Annotated in this window: 15 protein-coding genes; 1 reads left to right on the forward strand and 14 read right to left on the reverse strand. The window is 72.5% G+C overall.

All coding sequences use genetic code 11. The features are described from left to right. Window positions 1-164 precede the first annotated feature (164 nt). From QF034_RS15240 to QF034_RS15270, 7 genes are all read right to left on the reverse strand, one after another. Window positions 165-698 carry an AAA family ATPase gene (locus QF034_RS15240; RefSeq protein ID WP_307175481.1) on the reverse strand — a complete coding sequence of 178 codons (534 nt, stop codon included), beginning with the start codon at window positions 696-698 and terminating at the stop codon, window positions 165-167. A 5-nt stretch (window positions 699-703) separates the two neighbouring features. Further along, window positions 704-3,022, reverse strand: coding sequence for a xanthine dehydrogenase family protein molybdopterin-binding subunit (locus tag QF034_RS15245; RefSeq protein WP_307175482.1), 2,319 nt, complete (start codon window positions 3,020-3,022; stop codon window positions 704-706). Continuing rightward, complete coding sequence (locus tag QF034_RS15250) at window positions 3,019-5,985, reverse strand: 2Fe-2S iron-sulfur cluster-binding protein (RefSeq protein ID WP_307175483.1); 2,967 nt, start codon at window positions 5,983-5,985, stop codon at window positions 3,019-3,021. Before QF034_RS15250 ends, QF034_RS15245 begins: the two co-directional genes overlap by 4 nt. Then, window positions 5,982-6,875 carry an FAD binding domain-containing protein gene (locus tag QF034_RS15255; protein WP_307175484.1) on the reverse strand — a complete coding sequence of 298 codons (894 nt, stop codon included), beginning with the start codon at window positions 6,873-6,875 and terminating at the stop codon, window positions 5,982-5,984. Before QF034_RS15255 ends, QF034_RS15250 begins: the two co-directional genes overlap by 4 nt. A 260-nt stretch (window positions 6,876-7,135) precedes the next feature. Beyond that, the gene (locus tag QF034_RS15260; RefSeq protein WP_307175485.1) at window positions 7,136-8,755 is read right to left on the reverse strand and encodes a beta-N-acetylhexosaminidase; all 1,620 of its coding nucleotides are present in this window, start codon (window positions 8,753-8,755) and stop codon (window positions 7,136-7,138) included. Window positions 8,756-8,844: 89 nt separating this feature from the next. After that, on the reverse strand, window positions 8,845-9,126 hold the full coding sequence (locus tag QF034_RS15265; RefSeq protein WP_010039914.1) for a DUF3039 domain-containing protein: 282 nt from the start codon (window positions 9,124-9,126) through the stop codon (window positions 8,845-8,847). A 29-nt stretch (window positions 9,127-9,155) separates the two neighbouring features. Continuing rightward, window positions 9,156-9,728 (reverse strand): YqgE/AlgH family protein, encoded by a 573-nt coding sequence (locus QF034_RS15270; protein WP_307175486.1) that lies wholly within the window; start codon window positions 9,726-9,728, stop codon window positions 9,156-9,158. A gap of 253 nt (window positions 9,729-9,981) precedes the next feature. On the opposite strand from QF034_RS15270, the gene murA reads away from it, so the two are divergent. Further along, window positions 9,982-11,322 carry a UDP-N-acetylglucosamine 1-carboxyvinyltransferase gene (gene murA / locus QF034_RS15275; RefSeq protein WP_086561623.1) on the forward strand — a complete coding sequence of 447 codons (1,341 nt, stop codon included), beginning with the start codon at window positions 9,982-9,984 and terminating at the stop codon, window positions 11,320-11,322. Between the two features lie 104 nt (window positions 11,323-11,426). Here the strand turns inward: murA and QF034_RS15280 are convergent, their stop codons facing one another. From QF034_RS15280 to QF034_RS15310, 7 genes are all read right to left on the reverse strand, one after another. Further along, window positions 11,427-11,708, reverse strand: coding sequence for an HU family DNA-binding protein (locus tag QF034_RS15280; protein ID WP_003990598.1), 282 nt, complete (start codon window positions 11,706-11,708; stop codon window positions 11,427-11,429). A 308-nt stretch (window positions 11,709-12,016) separates the two neighbouring features. After that, on the reverse strand, window positions 12,017-13,447 hold the full coding sequence (locus QF034_RS15285) for an NAD-dependent malic enzyme (protein ID WP_010039911.1): 1,431 nt from the start codon (window positions 13,445-13,447) through the stop codon (window positions 12,017-12,019). A gap of 356 nt (window positions 13,448-13,803) precedes the next feature. Next, window positions 13,804-16,089, reverse strand: coding sequence for a HelD family protein (locus QF034_RS15290; protein ID WP_307175487.1), 2,286 nt, complete (start codon window positions 16,087-16,089; stop codon window positions 13,804-13,806). Window positions 16,090-16,149: 60 nt separating this feature from the next. Next, a complete protein-coding gene (locus tag QF034_RS15295; RefSeq protein WP_307175488.1) occupies window positions 16,150-16,980 on the reverse strand; it encodes an anti-sigma factor family protein in 831 nt (276 codons plus the stop codon). Beyond that, entirely contained in the window at window positions 16,980-17,501 is a 522-nt protein-coding gene (locus tag QF034_RS15300) for a sigma-70 family RNA polymerase sigma factor (RefSeq protein ID WP_010039908.1), read from the reverse strand. The genes QF034_RS15295 and QF034_RS15300 overlap by 1 nt, the downstream gene beginning before the upstream one ends. Before the next feature lie 373 nt (window positions 17,502-17,874). After that, on the reverse strand, window positions 17,875-18,468 hold the full coding sequence (locus QF034_RS15305) for a CGNR zinc finger domain-containing protein (RefSeq protein ID WP_307175489.1): 594 nt from the start codon (window positions 18,466-18,468) through the stop codon (window positions 17,875-17,877). 183 nt (window positions 18,469-18,651) lie between these two features. Continuing rightward, the gene (locus QF034_RS15310; protein ID WP_307175490.1) at window positions 18,652-19,803 is read right to left on the reverse strand and encodes a uroporphyrinogen-III synthase; all 1,152 of its coding nucleotides are present in this window, start codon (window positions 19,801-19,803) and stop codon (window positions 18,652-18,654) included. Window positions 19,804-19,882: the final 79 nt, after the last annotated feature.

Raw genomic sequence — 19,882 nt, forward strand, 5'->3', positions numbered from 1 at the left:
CCCCCGCATGTGCTTGCTCACCGTCCCCTGGCGGAGCACGGCAGTCCGCCCGGCCAGGCCCGGCAGCCGTCCCCCACTGCCCAGAACAGTACGCCCCACCACTGACAACGCCCCGGAACAGCGACGCGCGCCCGGCGACCACACGCGTCCACCCCACAGGACGCTCAGAGCACCCTCGCGCGTTGCCTTTCCGCCAGAATCTCCTCCACCGTCCGGCGCACCGTCAGTTCCGTGGTGTCGAGCCAGAGTCCGATGCGAGGGGTTTGAGCGTGCAGTGCCTCGTCCAGCGCCTCGATCGTCCAGGCGCCGCCGTACCCGGTCTTCCCCCGTTCCGCCTCCCGGGCGGCCACGGCCTCGATGCGCGGCGCCAGGACGACCACGTACAGGGGGCGGGTGCGCACCAGACCGACGTAGGTCCTCAGGTCCTCGCCCAGCACCACGTCCTGCACGACGGCCGTGAACCCGGCCTCGGCGTACGCGTCCGCCGTCGCCGCCGACAGGCGGTACCGGAGCCGGAGTTGGGCCCGGGCCTCGTCCCCGGCGCCGGGGGCGTACTCCTCGCGCCCGGACACGATCATGCGCCGGAACAGGTCACCCCTGACGTGCACCGCTCGCGGCAGGGTCTCCGCCAGCGCCTGGGCGACCGTCGACTTGCCGGCCGCCATCACCCCGGTGACCAGGACGACTCCGTCGAGCACGGGCGTCAGGCCCGTTCCGTGACCACCGCCGCCTGCGGGCGGATCGGCAGCCGGTTCACGGGGCGGCCCGTGGCGGCCCGTACGGCGGACGCGATGGCCGCCGGGGACGTCACCACCGGCACCGCGCTGACCGCCTTCGCCCCGAAGGGGGCGACGACGTCCCGCTCCTCGACCAGCCTGACGATGCGGATGTCGGGCGCGTCGAGGGCCGTCGGGAGGGCGTAACCGGTCAGGTCCGGGTGGCGGATCAGGCCGCGCGGGGTGCGCAGGTTCTCGGTCAGCGCGATGCCCAGGCCCTGGGTCACGCCCGCCTCGATCCGGGCGGCCAGCTGGGCCGGGTTCAGGACCCGCCCCACGTCCTGGGCGACGGCCAGTTCCACGACCCGTACGGAACCGATCTCGATGTCGACGTCCACCACCGCGCGGATCGCGCAGAAGGACATGCCGACGAACGCGTCGCCCTGGCCGGCCTCGTTCAGCGGCTCGGTCGGGTGCGGGCGGCACTGGGCGGTGGCCCACAGTTCCTTGCCGTCCAGCGCCTCGGTGACGGTCGTCGACAGGACGCCGTCGTACGACGTGATCTTGCCGTCGGTGATCTGGAGCAGCTCCGTGGACATGCCGAACTTGTGGGCGAGCGGCTGGAGGAGCTGCGTACGGACCATCTTGGCCGCGCGCTCCACCGCGCCGCCCGACACCCAGGTGTGCCGGCCGTGGCATGCCGCGCCCGCCGGGGGCTGGTCGGTGTCGACCGGCGCCACGTGCACCTCGTCTATGCCGAGCGTCTCCTGCACGATCTGCCGGGCCAGGGTCGTGAAGCCCTGGCCGGTCTCGACGGCCGCGCACAGCACCGTCGCCACACCGTCGTGGACCTTCACGGTCGCCGTGGAGACCTCGTCCGCGCCCTCGGCGCCGAGCATGTGCACCATGCCCACGCCGTAGCCCACGCCCCGGCGCACCGCGCCCGGTTCGCCCGCGCCCTCGGGGCCGCCGGGCAGCAGCCACTCCTCCTCGGGCGTGTCCTTGGGCAGCGGCGGGAGCGGGAAGTCCCGCACGGCCTGGAGCAGTTCGGCGACGGGGGCCGGGCAGGTCACGGTCTGGCCGGTCGGCAGCACGTCGCCCGTCGCCATGGCGTTGCGCAGCCGCACCTCGGCCGGGTCGATGCCGAGCTTCTTGGCGATCTTGTCCATCTGCGCCTCGTAGGCGGCGCAGACCTGCATGGCGCCCTCGCCGCGCACATGGCCGGACGGGGGGTTGTTGGTGCGTACGGCCCAGCCCTCGATGAAGGCGTTCGGGACGACGTACGGGCCGCAGGCGAACGCGACGGCGGCGGCCAGGGCGTCGGCGGAGGTGTCGGCGTAGGCGCCCGCGTCGAGCAGGATCTGCGCCTCCACCTTCACGAGTCTGCCCTCGGCGTCGGCGTGGTGGCGGTAGCGCAGCAGGGTGGGGTGCCGATGGGTGTGGCCGAGGAAGGACTCCTCGCGCGTGGCCGTGAGTTTCACCGGACAGCCGGTGCGCAGCGCCAGCAGGCCGAGCGGGAGCTGGAAGCCCTGGTCCTCGCGGTCGGCCGTGGCGCCGGGGACACCGGTGACGACGACCTTGACGCGCTCGGGTTCCAGGGCGAAGGCGGCGGCGGCCGTGTCGCGGTCGGCGTGCGGGTCGGTGGAGGCGAGGTACAGCTCCACACCGCCGTCGGGGCGCGGTACGGCCAGGCCCGCCTCGGCGCCGATGGGCGCGGGGTCCTGGCGGCCGATGCGGTACAGGCCCTCGACGACGATCTCGCCGGCCGCCTCCGGGTCGCCGTGGCGCAGCGGGATGTGCCGGATCAGGTTGCCGTCGGGGTGCAACGGCTCCGCCTCGAAGGCCTGTTCCGGGTCGGTCACCGGGTCGAGCACCTCGTACTCGACGATGACGGCGGCGGCGGCCATCCGCGCGGTGTCCGGGTGGTCGGCGGCGACGGCGGCGATGGGCTCGCCGTGGTGGCGCACGACCTCGGAGGCGAAGACCGGGCGGTCGGCCGTGCCGCGGCCGTGCAGCGGGCTGCCGGGAACGTCCTCGTGGGTGACGACGGCGCGGACGCCGGGCATCTCGCGCGCGTGGGAGGTGTCGATGGACACGATGCGCGCGTGCGGGTGCGGTGAGCGCAGCACGGCCGCCCACAGCAGGCCCTCGGCCCACAGGTCGGCGGCGTAGGGGAAGGTGCCCTCCGTCTTGGCGCGGGCGTCGGCGGCCGGGAGGGAGGCGCCCAGGCCGTGCGGCAGCGGTTCGGGGGCGGGGGCGGCCTCCGCGGCCTGTGCGGCCTGCGCGGTGGCTGCTTCGTTGCTCACGCGGGGCCTCCGTCCTGGCCGTAGGGCTGGTCATGAGGGTCTGGGGTGTGCGGGTCCGGAGCGTGCGGGTTCGGGGCGTGCGGATCGGGAGCGTGCGGATCGGGAGCGTGCGGTTCCGGGGGCGAGCCGAAGGCCGACGCGTTGACGCCGCCGGCGCCCGGGCCCGCCTGGTGCGGGATACGGGCCTGGTCCGGGTCGCCGTCGGCGGGCGCGCTGTGTGCCTGGCGCTCGGCGACGACCTCCTTCACGGCGTCCACCACGCCCCGGTAGCCGGAGCAGCGGCACAGGTTGCCGCACAGCGCCTGGCGGGTCTCCAGCTCGCTGGGCGCCGGGTTGCCCTCCAGGAGGTCGTGCACGGTCATCGCCATGCCGGGTACGCAGAAGCCGCACTGCACGGCGCCGCAGCGCGCGAGCGCCCGCTGCACGTCCGACGGCCGGCCGTCGGCGGCCAGGCCCTCGACGGTACGGACCTCGCTGCCGGCGGCGGTCACGGCCGGGACCAGGCAGGACGCGACGAGCCGCCCGTCGACCTGGACGTTGCACGCGCCGCACTCGCCCTGCGAGCAGCCGTCCTTGGCCCCCGCGAGTCCGAGCCGCTCACGCAGCACGTACAGCAGGGACTCGCCGATCCACGCGTCGGTGACGGGGCGGTCGGTGCCGTTGACGCGCAGGACGAAAGAGGCGAGGGGGTGTTCCTCCTGCGGGACGGTGGAGGGCGCGTCCTGGGACGCCTCGCCCTCGGTGTCGCCCGCGTCGTGCGGGTCCTGCGAGAGGGCTGACGGGTCCTGCGGCGCCGGGTCGTTCGGGGTCTCGCCGTCGGCGGCCTCCGGGTCCGCCTCGGCCGGGAGGGTCCCGGCGGACGGCTCGGCAGGGGCGTCAGCGCCCTCTGCGGCCTCACCGGCGCCGGGAGCGTCCTGTGAGGCTTCCTGGGCGGTCTGCGGGTGCGCGGCGGCATCCGCGTGCGCCTCGTCGTGCGCGGGCTCTCCGGAGGTCTCTTCCGGGGCCTCGGCGTACGGCTGGGGGGAGGCGGACCGTTCGGGATTGTTCGCGGCTGCCCCGGGGTGGTGCTCGGTCGGCTCACCGACAGGGCCCGGGGGCTGCGGTGCGTGTCCGGGCGGGCCGGAGGGCTCGGGGCCGGGGGTGGGCGCGCCCGACTGGTCCGGGCCGTGGCCGGGGGAGCCGGAGGGCTCGGGACCGTGGTGGTCGGTGAAGGCGTGCGGCTGCGGGCGGTGTTCGGCGAAGTCGGACGACTCGGAGCCGTGGTCCGCGAAGGCGGACTGCTCCGAGCCGTGGTCCGCGAAGGCGGACTGGTCCGGCCCGTGGCCGGTTGCGCCCTGCGACTCCGGACCGCGTCCGGGTGGGCCGGAGGCCTCCGACCCGTGGCCGGGCACCCCGTGCGACTCCGGGCCGTGGCCGGGCACGCCGTGCGGGTCCGACCCGTGGTCGGCGAATGCCGGCTGCTCCGGGCGGTGGTCGGCGAACGCGGACGGCTGCGAACCGTGGTCCGCGTAGGCGGACTGGTCCGAGCCGTGGCCGGTTGCACCGTGCGGATCCGAGCCGTGGCCGGCCACACCCTGCGACTCCGGGTCCTGACCGGGCACGCCGTGCGGCTCCGGGCCGTGCTCCGTGAAGCCGTGCGGGTCCGAACCGTGGTCGGTGAAAGCCGGCTGCTCCGGGCGGTGGCCGGCGAAGGCGGACGGATCCGACCCGTGGTCGGCAAACTCCGGCTGTTCCGCCGCGTGATCGGCGCCGTCGGACGGCTGGGGTGCGTGACCGGCACCGGGCATCTCCGACCCGTGGCCGCCCGCCCCGGACAGCTCCGGTCCATGACCACCCGACCCGGCCGCTGCCTGCCCGTGACCGCCGAACCCGGACGACTCCCGCCCATGGCCGTCGAACCCGGACGACTCCTGCGCGTGACCGTCGAACCCGGACGGCTCCTGCCCATGGCCGTCGAACCCGGACGGTTCCCGCCCGTGGCCGTCGAAGCCGGACGCCTCCGGCGTCTGCCCTGCAACCTCCGGCCGCTGCGGCGCGTGACCGGTGCCGTCGGTCGCTCCCGGGGCGTGGCCGGCCGTCGGGTCCGCCTCCTGCGGCATGGGCCCGGCGGGCTGCTGCTCCGTGGCGTGGGCGCTGCGCGCGCCCGGAACCGGTGCGTACTCGGAGGCCGGTCCGGCAGCACCCGGCTGCCCGTGTCCCTGCCCGTGTCCCTGCTCGTTTCCGGAACCGTGCCCGCCGCCCTGCTCGTGCGGATAGCCCGGGCCGGTCTGCTCCTGCCCCGCCGTGTCCTGCGGGACCTGCCGGCCCCACGGCCGGCCCGCCGCCTGGGTCGCCCACGGTGCGGGCGCGCCGCCCGGCAGCGTCGGCGGTGGGGTGCCGCCCCACTGCTCGACCAGCGAGGACGTGGTGAACTCGCCCGACTCGTCCGGGAGGTCGCCCCCGGCGACGGGGATGGACCACTGCCCGGTCACGTCATGGCCGGGCGCGGTCTCCGCCGCCGCGGCCTCCTCGAAGTTCCACTGCCCGGTGGCGCCCGGGTTGTACGTGAAGCGGTCGTTCGCGCCGTGCCGCCCTGCTTGCGCGTCGGAGCCGTAGGGCGTGCCGGATCCGTACGGCGCCTGTGAGCCGTACGACTGCTCCCCCGTGTCGTGCCCGGGCTGCTGGTGGGCGCCGTGCGGGTCGTGCCACTGGGCGCCGTCGACGGGCGCGCCGGGCACCGGCCACGCGCCGGGGGCCGCTGCCGGGTCGGTTCCGGCGGTCGTGGCGGGATCGACCGCAATCTGCGGCGGTACGTAGCCGTGGCCGGGCGCGGCGAGGGGACTGTGGGCGGCCAGCAGGGCGTCGACGCCCCCCTCGGGGAGTTCGACGAAGGCGGTGGCGCCGTCGTCGTACTCGCCCTGGGGCAGCGGGTCCCAGCGGCTCCCGCCCCGGGGCGTGCCCTCTCCGTGCTGGTCGTCGGTCACGACAGCGCCCTCCCCAGTGCTCGTCGGGCCAGCGCGGCGACGGTGCGCCGCAGGTGCAGTACGGCGGGCGGGAGCTGCGGTACGGAGCCGTCCTCGGCCGGGGCCGCGTCGGGGATGCAGGCCGCGGCGACGTACTCCCCGAAGGCGCTCAGCGCCTCCGGCACGAGCGCGCGGTTGTTGTCCCAGTCGATGAGCCGGCCGACCCACTGCTCGGCCTCCAGGGGCCGCAGCGGCATCGGCGCTATGGCGCCCACCGCGCAGCGCACTCCCCGGCGCGCGGGGTCCAGGACCAGGGCCACGGACGCCACCGCGCGCCCCGGGCCGGTACGGCCGGTCGCCTTCAGGAAGACCTGCGGGGCGTGCAGCAGCGGCACGCGCACGTAGCCGATGAGTTCGCCGGCGCGCAGCATGTCCATCCCGGCCAGCAGGTGCGACACCGGGATCTCCCGGCGGGCCCCGCCCGGGCCCGCGATGATCAGGGTCGCCTCCAGGGCGGCCAGCACCGGCAGCGCGTCCCCGGTGGGGGCGGCCGAGGCGATGTTGCCGCCCAGGGTGCCCGCGTTGCGGATGTGCGGCGGGCCCGCGGCGCGCGCGGCGGCGGCGAGCGCCGGGATCAGGGCCGCGAAGTCGGGGCGGCCCATGCGCGCGTGCGTGAGGCCCGCGCCGAGCAGCGCGTGTCCGTCGAGGTACTGCCAGCCGCGGATCTCGCTGATCTTGCCGAGTCCCACCAGGGCGGCGGGCCTGAGCTGCCCGGAGTTGACGGCGGCCATCAGGTCGGTGCCGCCCGCGACGGGCACGGCGGCGGGCACGGCGGTGAGTGCCGCGACGGCCTCGTCCAGCGTCGTGGGCAGCGTGACGGCCTGCGCCGCCTGCGGTGTGTGCGTGGTCAAACCGGCTGCCCCTTCCCGCTGCCCCACCTGGTCCCACCTGTGCTGCCGTACGGTACGTGCTGACAGGGCGGACGTGGCAACTCTGGCACATCTTGGCGAGAGCCGAGGACACGGGTCCGCTAGGAGGCATTCGCCCACCTCACCGGCGAGATGGTCCGTTTTCTCACGGGTTCACCAGTGCGTTCCGATTGGCACTTTCGGTGACTCTTGTGCGCTTTTTCCGTGGCCTGTTCGAGCTGTTCGGTAGCGGCGGCCCGGTGCTACCGGCTGGGCGGCGGGCCGTCCTTCGGGCGGCCCAGCACCCCTGGACGCCGCTGCCAGGGCAGCGGACCCGCGGGTGGCCGGTAGGCGACGCCGAGGGCGTCGAGCCGCCGGTAGTGGGCGGTCATGCGGCGCTCGAAATCGGCGAAGTCCCGTTCCGCCGGGGCGGGCAGGGCGCTCCACGCGACCTCGGCGAAGGCCGCGAGCCGGGGGAACGTCTGGTAGTCCACGCGTGCGTGGTCCTCCATCACCTCGGTCCACACGTTGGCCTGGGTGCCGAGCACGTGCCGGGCCTCCTCGGGCGTCAACTCCGGCGGCACGGGCTCGAACCGGTAGACGTCCTCCAGGGTGCGCACCCACCCGATCGGTACCGGCTCGTCGGGGCCCGGGTCCTGACGGTGGTCCAGATACACCTGCTGCTCGGGGCACATGACGACGTCGTGGCCGGCCCGGGCGGCGGCGATGCCCCCGGCGTAGCCCCGCCAGGAGGACACGGCCGCGCCGTCGGCCAGGCCGCCCTGAAGGATCTCGTCCCAGCCGATCAGCCGGCGCCCGCGCGCGGAGAGCCAGTTGCCGAAGTGCCCGATGAACCAGGACTGGAGCTCGTCCTCGTCGGCGAGCCCGAGTTCCCTGATGCGCGCCTGGGCGGTCGCGGACCGCCGCCACTGGTCCTTGGGGCATTCGTCGCCGCCGACATGGACGAACTCCGACGGGAACAGCTCCAGTACTTCCTCGAAGACGCCCTCGTAGAAGCGCAGGGTGCTGTCAGTGGGGGCGAGTACGTTCGGGTTGATCCCCCAGGTGTCCCATACGGAGAGGGTGCTGGTGTCGATGACGTCGGTGTTGCCGAGTTCCGGGTACGCGGCGATGGCGGCCTGCGAGTGGCCGGGCACGTCGATTTCGGGGACGACGGTGATATGCCGCTCGGCGGCGTAGGCGACGATCTCCCGGATGTCGTCCTGGGTGTAGTAGCCGCCGTGCGGCTTCTCGTCCCACAGGGGTGAGGCCCGATGGCCGGTTTTCGTCCGCGCCCGCCAGGAGCCGATCTCGGTCAGCCGTGGATGCCGCTCGATCTGGATGCGCCAGCCCTGGTCGTCCGTCAGATGGAAGTGGAAGACGTTGAGTTTGTGCGCCGCCATCAGATCGAGAGAGCGCAGGACGCCTTCCTTGGGCATGAAGTGCCGGGCGACGTCGAGCATCAGGCCGCGCCAGCGGAATCGGGGGGCGTCCTCGATCGTGAGGTACGGCACGGCCCAGGCGCGGTCGCGACTGATCGGGGCCCTGCGGTACGCGTCGGGGCCGAGAAGCTGCCGCAGCGTCTGGGCGCCCCAGAAGACACCGGCCGCGCTGCCGCCCTCGATGAGGACGCCGTTCCGGTCGCTGACGAGGCGGTACTCCTCGGGACCGAGCCCGGGGGCGAGCCGGAGCCCGATGCCGCCGGCGTCGTCGAGTTCCCGCCCCTCGCGCAACGGCAGGCCGGTGGCCTGCCGGAGAACGGTGCTCAGCCAGTGGCCGACGCCCTGCGTCCCGGTGCAGGCGCAGAGCCGGGAGTGCGCCGTCAGCCGCACCTCGCCGGTGGCGGCGACGACGCCGCGGGGCTTCGGAATCAGTTCGGTCATGTCAGTCCTTCTAGGGTCTGCATGAACAGCACAAAAGCCCCCAGGGCGCGCGAAACACACCCTGGAGGCTTACGCCACGCGGGCCGGGCCTACTTGTCGCCCTTGCCCTTGTCGTCGTCGCCGGAGCCCATGGACTCGTAGATCTCCTTGCACATGGGACACACCGGGTACTTCTTCGGGTCGCGGCCCGGCACCCAGACCTTGCCGCACAGCGCCACGACGGGGGTGCCGTCGAGGGCGCTCGCCATGATCTTGTCCTTCTGGACGTAGTGGGCGAAGCGCTCGTGGTCACCGTCACCGTGGGAGGTCTGCGGCGTCGGCTCTACGAGGGTCCCCGTACCAGTCCCGCGCTCGGGCTCGAGAGTGCTCATAGGCCCAAGGGTACTGAAGGTCACAGCCATCAGTTGAGCGAAGGGTCGTCCGGGTACGTCGCCACCATCGCCAGCTCGTTGCGCTGGCGGCGCAGCACCTCGCGCCAGAGTCTCTCCGGGGACGGCGAGGACACGTCGCCGGGCTCGGACTCGACGACGTACCACGCGCCGTCCACCAGCTCGTCCTCCAGCTGACCGGGGCCCCAGCCGGCGTATCCGGCGAAGATCCGCAGGGAGCCGAGGGCAGAGGCCAGCAGTTCCGGCGGGGCCTCCAGATCGACCAGCCCGATCGCGCCGTGCACCCGGCGCCAGCCCAGCGGCGCGGCCTCCCCGGACGCCCCGCCGGGGACGACGGCGACCCCGAGGGCCGAGTCCAGCGACACCGGGCCGCCCTGGAACACGACGCCGGGCTCGCCGGCGAGATCCCCCCAGCCCTCCAGGATGTCGTCCACGTCCACCGGAGTGGGGCGATTGAGGACGACACCGAGAGAGCCCTCCTCGTCGTGGTCGAGGAGCAGCACCACCGCGCGGTCGAAGTTCGGGTCCGCCAGGGCGGGCGTGGCCACGAGCAGCCGCCCTGTGAGCGAGGACACCTCGGTCATGCCAGACATGATCCCGCATCTTCCCTCCCTCTGGGGAGCCAATGCGGGGGCGCGGGTGAACGCAGCTCAGGGGCACACCGATGCGTCCCGGGCGCACGGACGTGACCGTGACCCCACGTGCCCGGCACGGAACCGTTCGTGTTGTGACAGAGCTATGACGTGGCTGGGTCTGACTCAGGCTTACGGAAGGGGGGTGGAGGGCGATTACCCTTTCCCTCCTGGCCCCTGCCCGACTCCACGGAACGCGAGATTCATGACCGTCAACGACGATGTCCTGCTTGTCCACGGCGGAACCCCGCTGGAGGGCGAGATCCGTGTCCGCGGTGCGAAGAACCTCGTACCGAAGGCAATGGTGGCAGCGCTGCTGGGCAGCGCCCCGAGCCGCCTCCGCAATGTTCCGGACATCCGTGACGTACGGGTCGTACGGGGTCTGTTGCAGCTGCACGGCGTGACGGTCCGTCCGGGGGACGAACCCGGCGAACTGGTGATGGATCCGACGCGCGTGGAGAGCGCGAACGTCGCTGACATCGATGCCCACGCGGGTTCGAGCCGGATTCCGATCCTCTTCTGCGGCCCGCTCCTGCACCGCCTCGGCCACGCGTTCATCCCGGGTCTCGGCGGCTGCGACATCGGCGGCCGGCCCATCGACTTCCACTTCGACGTGCTGCGGCAGTTCGGTGCGCGGATCGAGAAGCGGGCGGACGGGCAGTACCTGGAGGCCCCGCAGCGCCTGCGGGGCACGAAGATCCGGCTGCCGTACCCGTCCGTCGGCGCGACCGAGCAGGTGCTGCTGACGGCGGTGCTCGCCGAGGGCGTCACCGAGCTCTCGAACGCGGCTGTCGAGCCGGAGATCGAGGACCTGATCTGCGTCCTTCAGAAGATGGGCGCCATCATCGCGATGGACACCGACCGGACGATCCGCATCACCGGTGTGGACCAGCTCGGCGGCTACAACCACCGCGCCCTGTCCGACCGCCTGGAGGCCGCGTCCTGGGCGTCCGCCGCGCTGGCGACCGAGGGCGACATCTACGTCCGCGGCGCCCAGCAGCGCTCGATGATGACGTTCCTGAACACCTACCGGAAGGTGGGCGGGGCCTTCGAGATCGACGACGAGGGCATCCGCTTCTGGCACCCCGGCGGCCAGCTGAAGTCCATCGCGCTGGAGACGGACGTCCACCCCGGCTTCCAGACCGACTGGCAGCAGCCGCTGGTGGTGGCCCTGACCCAGGCCACGGGCCTGTCCATCATCCACGAGACGGTCTACGAGTCCCGCCTCGGCTTCACCTCCGCCCTGAACCAGATGGGCGCGCACATCCAGCTCTACCGCGAGTGCCTGGGCGGCTCGAACTGCCGCTTCGGCCAGCGCAACTTCCTGCACTCGGCCGTCGTCTCCGGCCCCACCAAGCTCCAGGGCGCCGATCTGGTCATCCCCGACCTCCGCGGCGGCTTCTCGTACCTCATCGCGGCGCTGGCGGCCCAGGGCACGTCCCGCGTCCACGGCATCGGCCTGATCAACCGCGGCTACGAGAACTTCATGGAGAAGCTCGTGGAGCTCGGTGCGAAGGTCGAGCTGCCGGGCAAGGCGCTCGGGTAGCGGCGCAGGCAGTGACGCCAAAGGGGCGGCCACCCGGTTCGGGTGGCCGCCCCTTTGATGTCACTCACTGTGGTTCGCACACCATGGGCGTACGAACGGCAGGGTTACTTGCCCTTCGCGGCTTCCTTGAGCTTCGAGCCCGCGGAGACCTTCACGCTGTAACCGGCGGGGATCTGGATGGGCTCGCCGGTCTGCGGGTTGCGGGCGGTGCGAGCGGCACGGTGGGTGCGCTCGAAGGTCAGGAAGCCGGGGATGGTGACCTTCTCGTCCCCCTTGGAGACGATGTCGCCGACCACGTCGGCGAACGCGGCCAGCACGGCGTCGGCGTCCTTGCGGGTCACCTCGGCGCGGTCGGCCAGCGCGGCCACCAGCTCACTGCGGTTCATGTTGTTACTCCCGTGTTCATCTTGCCGTTGAGGCGTCAGATCGAAGCCGATGCTGCCAGGGTCCTCCGTGAGTCCCCGGACCCGGGTCCGTCGCCAGACCCTCGCGCCCAGGGACGCATCCTGCCTCTACCTGCGGCGGGAAAGCCAATCCGGCACCCGCAGGAGTCGTGAGAACACCCTTGGGAGTCACACGAAGAGGGCCTGAGCCTGGCCGACACGATAGAGGGCGGCCCAAGGGGTCGGGTTCCCCGACGCGCCGTTGCCAGGCCAGTCGTGGCAATCCTCACAGCGGCCGCAGGGCTGTCGCCCTACGGCTGCGAGGTCGTCGCCGCCGCGCCGACCGCCTTCGCGGCCTCCCGGACCGCTCCGGCGACCGCGCCCGCGACCTTGTCGTTGAAGACGCTCGGGATGATGTAGTTCGGGTTCAGCTCGTCCTCGGTCACCACGTCCGCCAGGGCGGTCGCGGCGGCCAGCATCATCTCGGTGTTGACCGTGCGGGACTGGGCGTCCAGCAGACCGCGGAAGACACCCGGGAAGACCAGCACGTTGTTGATCTGGTTCGGGAAGTCGGAACGGCCGGTGGCCACAACAGCCGCGGTCTGACGGGCGATTGCCGGGTCGACCTCGGGGTCCGGGTTCGCGAGCGCGAACACGATGGCGCCGTCGGCCATGGCGGCCACGTCGTCGCCGTCCAGGACGTTCGGGGCCGAGACGCCGATGAAGACGTCGGCGCCGCGCACGGCCTCCTTGAGCGTGCCGGTGAGGCCCTCGGGGTTGGTGTTGTCGGCGATCCAGCGCAGCGCCGAGTCCGGGGCGGCGTCCACCAGGTCCTCGCGGCCGGCGTGCACGACGCCGTGGATGTCGGCGACGACGGCGTTCTTGACGCCCGCGGCCAGCAGCAGCTTCAGGATGGCCGTACCGGCCGCGCCGGCGCCGGACATGACGACCCGGATGTTCTCGATCGCCTTGCCCGTGACGCGCAGGGCGTTCGTGAGGGCGGCGAGGACGACGATCGCGGTGCCGTGCTGGTCGTCGTGGAAGACGGGGATGTCGAGGGCCTCGCGCAGCCGGGCCTCGATCTCGAAGCAGCGGGGGGCGGAGATGTCCTCCAGGTTGATGCCCGCGAAGCCCGGGGCGATCGCCTTGACGATCTCGACGATCGCGTCGGTGTCCTGGGTGTCGAGGCAGATCGGCCAGGCGTCGATGCCGGCGAACCGCTTGAAGAGGGCCGCCTTGCCCTCCATGACCGGCAGGGCCGCCTTCGGGCCGATGTTGCCCAGGCCCAGCACGGCCGAGCCGTCCGTCACGACCGCAACGGAGTTGCGCTTGATGGTGAGGCGGCGGGCGTCCTCGGGGTTCTCGGCGATCGCCATGCAGACGCGGGCCACGCCCGGCGTGTAGACCATGGACAGGTCGTCACGGTTGCGGATGGGGTGCTTCGACGCCATCTCGATCTTGCCGCCGAGGTGCATGAGGAAGGTCCGGTCCGAGACCTTGCCCAGCGTGACGCCCTCGATGCCGCGGAGTTCCTCGACGATCTCGTCCGCGTGCGCGGTCGACGAGGCCGCGATGGTGACGTCGATACGGAGCTTCTCGTGACCGGATGCGGTGACGTCGAGGCCGGTCACCGAGCCTCCGGAGGACTCCACGGCGGTGGTGAGCTGCGAGACGGCGGTTCCGCTCGCGGGCACCTCCAGCCGGACCGTCATCGAGTAGGAGACGCTGGGCGCCGTTGCCATGGCCGACTTCCTCTGCTTTCACCTGACGCTGAGTTGTGCCGTCCGATCGTCGCACCTACCGCTGAGTAGCAGGTAGCCACCCTCGATTGCGAACGTTTTGTTCGCGGAACAGGCCAGCAAAAAGAGACCCACGTCACATATGGACGTGGGTCTCTTCGGAAGTCAGGTGGCACCGACCCGCCATGCTCGCCTCGCGGCAAGTGGTCGCTCGTAGCGACGATGGTTGGGCCCGGGGGCTTGGATCGGGCCGGTGCCACGTCCAGGCTAACAAACAGATCCCGTAAGGCCATTCCCGTACCGGGAGTTCATTTCGCCGGCAACTGGGTATCGGGGCGCGGTCCCGCCGGACGGGCGGATCAGTCCCTGAGCAGGTCCGGTACTCCCGCCGCGTCCGGCTCGTCCCGGTCCGCCGAGACGACCGTGAGCTGCTGGGTGGCCCGGGTCAGTGCGACGTAGAGCACACGCAGACCGGCCGGGGACTCGTCGGCGATCTCCGCCGGGGAGACCACGACCGTCGCGTCGTACTCCAGGCCCTTGGCCTCCAGGCTGCCGAGTGCCACCACCCGGTCGCCGAGCCCGGCGAGCCAGCGCCGGGCCTCCTCGCGGCGCTGCATGGCGACGACCACGCCGACCGTGCCGTCGACGCGCTCCAGCAGCCGGGCCGCCTCGGCACGGACGGTTTCGGCCAAGGTGTCGCGTACGACCGTGAAGCGCGGCTCGACGCCGGTGGAGCGGACCGCCTTCGGGGACGGGGAGCCGGGCATGGCCAGGGCCAGCACCTTCGAGGCGAGCTCGGCGATCTCGGCCGGGTTGCGGTAGTTCACGGTGAGTTCGAAGCGGCGGCGCGGGCGGGTACCGAGGGCCTCGTCGCGGGCCTCGGCGGCCTCGTCCGGGTCGGACCAGGAGGACTGGGCCGGGTCGCCGACGACCGTCCAGGTGGCGTGCCGGCCGCGGCGGCCGACCATGCGCCACTGCATCGGGGTGAGGTCCTGGGCCTCGTCGACGATGACGTGCGCGTACTCGGTGCGCTCCTGCGCGAGGCGCTCGGCACGCTCGCGCTGCGACTCCTCGCGCACCGGCATCAGCTCCTCCAGGCCGGTGAGCTGGTCGAGCGGGTCGAGTTCGCGCCTCTTCCGGGGCCGGGCCGGGGCCCCGAGGACGGCCTGGAGTTCGTCGAGCATCGCGATGTCGTGCACCGAGTGGCCGTCGCGCCTGAGGGAGCGGGCGACCTTGCGGATCTCGCCGGGGTTGAGGATCCGCCGGGCCCAGCGGCCGAGGCGCCGCTCGTCGGCCATGGCGTCCAGGACGGCCGCCGGGGTCAGCTCCGGCCACCAGGCGTCGAGGAAGGCGATGAAGGCGTCCTCGGAGGTGATGTCCTCGTCGAAGGAGGAGCGCAGCTCGGCGGCGAGCTCCGGGTCGGTGTGCCGGCCGGCCGCGCCGGACTGCTCCCACAGGGCGTCCAGGAGGAGCTTGCGGGCGCGGGGACGCAGCAGGTTGACGGGGGCGGTGCCGCCGAGGGCGGCGCGGCGGATGTCCGCCAGCTGCTCGGCCTCCAGCTCCAGGCGGCGGCCGAAGGCGACCACGCGCAGCCGGGCCGGTGAATCGTTCAGCTCCAGGGCTCCGCGCGCGGCCTTGCGCAGCACCTTGAGCATGCGGGACGAGCCCTTGGCGCGGGCCACGGACGGGGAGTCGTAGAGCGTGGCCTCGGCGCCGTCGACGAGTGAACCGATGGCGCGGATGGCGACCTGGCCCTCCTCGCCGAGGGAGGGCAGCACGCCCTCGGTGTAGGCGACGAGCAGCGGGGTCGGCGAGACGATCAGGATGCCGCCCGCGTACCGGCGCCGGTCCTGGTAGAGGAGGTAGGCCGCGCGGTGCAGGGCGACGGCGGTCTTGCCGGTGCCGGGGCCGCCCTCGACGTACGTCACGGAGGCGGCGGGGGCGCGGATGACCAGGTCCTGCTCGGCCTGGATGGAGGCGACGATGTCGCGCATGGTGTGGCTGCGGGCCTGGCCGAGCGCGGCCATCAGGGCACCGTCGCCGATGACGGGCAGTTCGTCGCCGTCGAGGAAGGCCGTCAGCTCGGGGCGCATCAGGTCGTCCTCGACGCCGAGCACCTTGCGGCCCTTGGAGCGGATGACCCGGCGGCGGACGACCCGGCCGGGGTCGACGGGCGTCGACCGGTAGAAGGGGGCGGCGGCCGGGGCCCGCCAGTCGATGACCAGCGGGGCGTAGTCCTGGTCGAGGACGCCGATGCGGCCGATGTGCAGCGTCTCGGCGATGTCGGCGGTGTTGTCCTCCCGGACCGCGCCCTCGGCGGGCTCCACGGCGGTGTACGCGCCGTCGGGGCCCTTCTTGCCGTCCTTGCCGCGCAGCAGGTCGATGCGGCCGAAGAGGAAGTCCTCAAACTCGTTGTTCAGCCGGCTGAGGTGTATGCCGGCCCGGAAGACCTGGGCGTCCCGCTCGGCGAGCGCGCCGGGCGTGCCGACCTGGCCGCGCTGGGCCGCGTCGTTCATGAGGAACTCGGCCTCGTGGATCTTCTCCTCGAGGCGCCGGTACACCCGGTCCAGGTGTTCCTGTTCGACGCTGATCTCTCTGTCTCTCAGGGAGTCGAGCGCGGTTTCCTGTTGAGCCTGAGCGGCCACCGGGCCCCCTTCTGACGTGCTGGGCAGCCGTCCACCGTACGCGAAGGGGACCCGGTAAGGCTACGCGTCGACCTCGACCAGCCGCTTGCCGTCGAAGGTCACTACCTCGAAATGATCGATCTCGTTCGGCTCGAAGGCGGCGCCGCCCTGGACGTACAGGGGCTCCTTGGCCTTCTCGGACTTGGCGTCCGGCAGACCGTAGCCCCATTCCGGGACGGACCAGGAGGACAGGGTCTCCCGCTCGCCGTTCTTGCCGACCGCGACGAGGGCGCACTTCAGCGGGCCCTTGACGTTCTTCAGCTCCGTGACCACGCCCGTCCCCCAGTCCTTCTTCTGGAGGGCGACCGTCGCGGTGACCTTGGTGCTCGGGTCGGTGGCCGAGATCTTGTCGGAGATGCCGTCGAAAGCTTCCTTGGCGGGGCTGGCCGCGAGGGGGCGGTTCTCCGCGCCGCCGCCGTCACCGCCGCTGTTCGTCGCGACCGCGACGAAGGGGCCGCCGATGATCAGCGCGCCGGCCGCGGCCACCATGTAGAAACTGCGGCGGCGCTTCTGGGCGCGGCGGTCGGCGACCTCGTCGACCAGCTTCTCCACCAGGCGCGGCCGGGGCTTCGCGGACAGCGACTCGCCGATCGCGGGTGTGCTGCCGGAACCGGGGAGGTCGGCGAGGGCGGCGAGCATCGGCTCCATGCCGGCCAGCTCGTCGAGCTGCTGGGCGCACCATTCACAGGTCGCGAGGTGGGCTTCGAAAGCGGTTGCTTCGGCGTCGTCGAGGATGCCGAGAGCGTAGGCGCCGACGGTCTCGTGCTCGTTCGGCACCGGAGATCCCTGCATGGGTCCAGACATACCCATGCCTCCCGTACCGAACCCCTGGTTACCCCCGTAAACACTCATCACGCCGTCACCCCCCGCTCCTCCAGTGCCAGCTTCATCGAACGCAGGGCGTAGAACACCCTGGAGCGGACGGTTCCGCTGGGTATGCCCAGGGTTTCGGCCGCCTCATTGACGGTACGCCCCTTGAAGTACGTCTCGACGAGCACCTCCCGGTGGGCGGGGGTCAGGTCGTCGAGTGCGTCCGACAGAGTCATCAGCCACAGCGCCTTGTCGATCTCGTCCTCCGCGGGGATGACCTCCAGCGGCGACGGGTCGACCTCCTGCGGCCGGGCCTGCCGGCTGCGGTGGCCGTCGATGACGATGCGCCGGGCGACCGTCACCAGCCAGGGGCGTACCGATCCGGTCGCCCGATTGAGCTGACCGGCGTTCTTCCAGGCACGGATGAGCGTCTCCTGCACGACGTCCTCGGCGCGCTGCCGGTCTCCGGCGACCAGGCGCAGGACATACGCAAGCAGGGGTCCGGCGTGTTCGCGGTAGAGCGCACGCATCAGCTCCTCGTCGGGTTCCGAGGGCTGGGACATGCGATGTCGGGCCCTCGGTGCACGTTCATTGGCCACGACGGAATCCTTGCGCACGCCCACCTCCGGTGTCCGGGGGTTCCCCCAGTCGGTCGCTCCCCATGCCGTACGGACGCGAGGTGTTGAGCGTTCAAAGTGGCGTGACAGATTTCTTCGAAGTGACGTGACGAGGGGGACATGGGAGCACATTCCCACCCCGCATTCTTTACATTTCCGCCACATCGACGAGATCAAGCCAGGCTTTCCCTACGGGTGCGTAGGTAAACGGCATGTAATCGAAATCACTTCGACAGCGCGTCCACGGAAGTCGCATTTAGGACAGGGGAATTGGGGGCGGCGACCACCCAATGGTCTTGATCCGAGGGGCAAAAGGGACTTAAGCGCGAGTGAGTGCCGCGCGGCGGCGATGCCGGGCGACCCGTTCGCGGTTCCCGCAGACCTCGCTGGAGCACCAGCGCCTCCTGCGCCCCCGGGAGGTGTCGAGGTACACGATCGGGCAGTTGTCGCCCTCGCACTGGCGCAGGGCCGCGCGGGCGACGGGGTCGGTCAGCAGGTCCACGGCGTCCCGGGCGACGGCCGCGAGCAGGGCGGGGCAACCGGGCGGGCCGTCCAACCGCCGTACGAGTTCGCCGTCTCCCCCGCGGACCGCGCGCGGGGCGGGCGGCGCGGTACGGGCGAGGTCGTTGACGCGCGCGAGCGCGAAGTCGTAGGCCCGGGCTCCGGATCCGGGCCAGCCGCGCACCAACCGGTCGACCTGGCCGCGCAGTTCGCGGAAGGCGACCAGCCAGGCGGCGTCGGCGTGGGCCAGGGCGGTGTCCGCCGGGACCAGCCCGGAGCCGGTGATCCAGGCGCGCAGCACGTCCACGGAGCCGAGCCGTTCCTCCGGATGCGTGGTGGAGAGCAGGTCGAGGCAGATCCGTCCGGCATCGAAGCGCAGCTCGTACGGGGCCGTGGCCGTACCCAGTGCCATGTGCCTGTCACCGCCTAGGGGTGCACCCCGGTCGCGAGGGTTCGGTGAGGTGCCAGTGAGAGGGCTGGGAAACCGTTCCCTCTTACAGTGCCTGCCCACTCCCGCGCCGGAAACCCCTCGCACGGGCCGCTCGTGTCAGGGACGGCTTCGCGTGGCGGTATCCCGCTCAACCCGCGGACGCGCTCACGCGTCCGCGTACTTCGTGTCCGCCGCCGGGTCCAGGGCGAGGCGGTACCCCCGTTTGACCACCGTCTGGATCAGTTTCGGGGTGCCGAGGGCCGTGCGCAGACGGGCCATGGCCGTCTCGACCGCGTGCTCGTCGCGGCCGGAGCCGGGCAGGGCGCGCAGGAGTTCCGCGCGGGCGACCACCCAGCCGGGGCGGCGGGAGAGGGCGCGGAGCAGGGACATGCCGGCGGGCGGCACGGGCTTGAGGTCGCCGTCGACCAGGACGGCGTGGCCGCGGATCTCCACCCGGTGCCCGGCGATCGGCAGCGCGCGGGCCCGGCCGGGCAGTTCCTTGCACAGGAGCTGGACCAGGGGGCCGAGCCGGAAGCGCTCGGGCTGGATCGTGTCGATGCCGCGGGACTGCAGCGGCAGGGCGGTGACCGGGCCCACGCAGGCCGACAGCACGTCGTGGCTCAGGGCCTCCAGCACCTCGGGGAGCATCCCGCGCTCCTCCGCCCGGGAGAGCAGGGAGGCCGCGGCCGGGGCGCTGGTGAAGGTCAGGGCGTCCACGCCCCGGGAGACCGCCGCGTCCAGCAGGCGGTCCACCGGGGCGATGTCCTCCGGCGGCATCCACCGGTAGACGGGCACGCCCACGACCTCGGCCCCGCCCTCGCGCAGCGCCTCCACGAACCCGGGCAGCGGCTCACCGTGCAGCTGGATCGCGATGCGCCGCCCGTCGACGCCCTCCTCCAGCAGCCGGTCGAGCACCTCGGCCATGGACTCCGACGACGGCGACCACTCCTCCGTCAGCCCGGCGGCCCGGACCGCGCCCTTCACCTTGGGCCCGCGCGCGAGGATCCGCACGCCGCCGAGCCGTGACAGCAGATCGTCGCCGAGCCCCCAGCCGTCGGCGGCCTCGACCCAGCCCCGGAAGCCGATCGCGGTCGTGGCGACCACGATGTCCGGCACCTGGCGGATGAGCTCCTTCGTCGCGCCCAGCAGTTCACTGTCGTCGGCGAGCTGCACGATCCGCAGGGCAGGGGCGTGCATGACGGCGGCACCGCGCCGCTGGAGCAGCGTCCCCAGCTCATCGGCCCGGCGCGCGGCCGTCACACCCACGGTGAAACCCGCCAGGGGCCCGTGGTCCGGTCGCTGTTCTTCCTCGTACATGGCTCTCGTCCCGCACTCGAGTCGTCGTACTTCGTGGGTACGGCGTACCTACATGCCGATCGAGCCTGTCAACGGCTCG

Source organism: Streptomyces africanus (genome assembly GCF_030816955.1).
In the GTDB taxonomy this organism is placed as follows: Bacteria; Actinomycetota; Actinomycetes; order Streptomycetales; family Streptomycetaceae; genus Streptomyces; species Streptomyces africanus.

Bases quoted from the DNA above. Each gene is read 5' to 3' on its own strand.
- QF034_RS15260 (WP_307175485.1), bottom strand. From the start codon at position 8,755: ATGACCGAACTGATTCCGAAGCCCCGCGGCGTCGTCGCCGCCACCGGC.
- QF034_RS15265 (WP_010039914.1), bottom strand. From the start codon at position 9,126: ATGAGCACTCTCGAGCCCGAGCGCGGGACTGGTACGGGGACCCTCGTA.
- QF034_RS15270 (WP_307175486.1), bottom strand. From the start codon at position 9,728: ATGACCGAGGTGTCCTCGCTCACAGGGCGGCTGCTCGTGGCCACGCCC.
- murA (WP_086561623.1), top strand. From the start codon at position 9,982: ATGACCGTCAACGACGATGTCCTGCTTGTCCACGGCGGAACCCCGCTG.
- QF034_RS15280 (WP_003990598.1), bottom strand. From the start codon at position 11,708: ATGAACCGCAGTGAGCTGGTGGCCGCGCTGGCCGACCGCGCCGAGGTG.
- QF034_RS15285 (WP_010039911.1), bottom strand. From the start codon at position 13,447: ATGGCAACGGCGCCCAGCGTCTCCTACTCGATGACGGTCCGGCTGGAG.
- QF034_RS15295 (WP_307175488.1), bottom strand. From the start codon at position 16,980: ATGAGTGTTTACGGGGGTAACCAGGGGTTCGGTACGGGAGGCATGGGT.
- QF034_RS15300 (WP_010039908.1), bottom strand. From the start codon at position 17,501: ATGTCCCAGCCCTCGGAACCCGACGAGGAGCTGATGCGTGCGCTCTAC.
- QF034_RS15305 (WP_307175489.1), bottom strand. From the start codon at position 18,468: ATGGCACTGGGTACGGCCACGGCCCCGTACGAGCTGCGCTTCGATGCC.
- QF034_RS15310 (WP_307175490.1), bottom strand. From the start codon at position 19,803: ATGTACGAGGAAGAACAGCGACCGGACCACGGGCCCCTGGCGGGTTTC.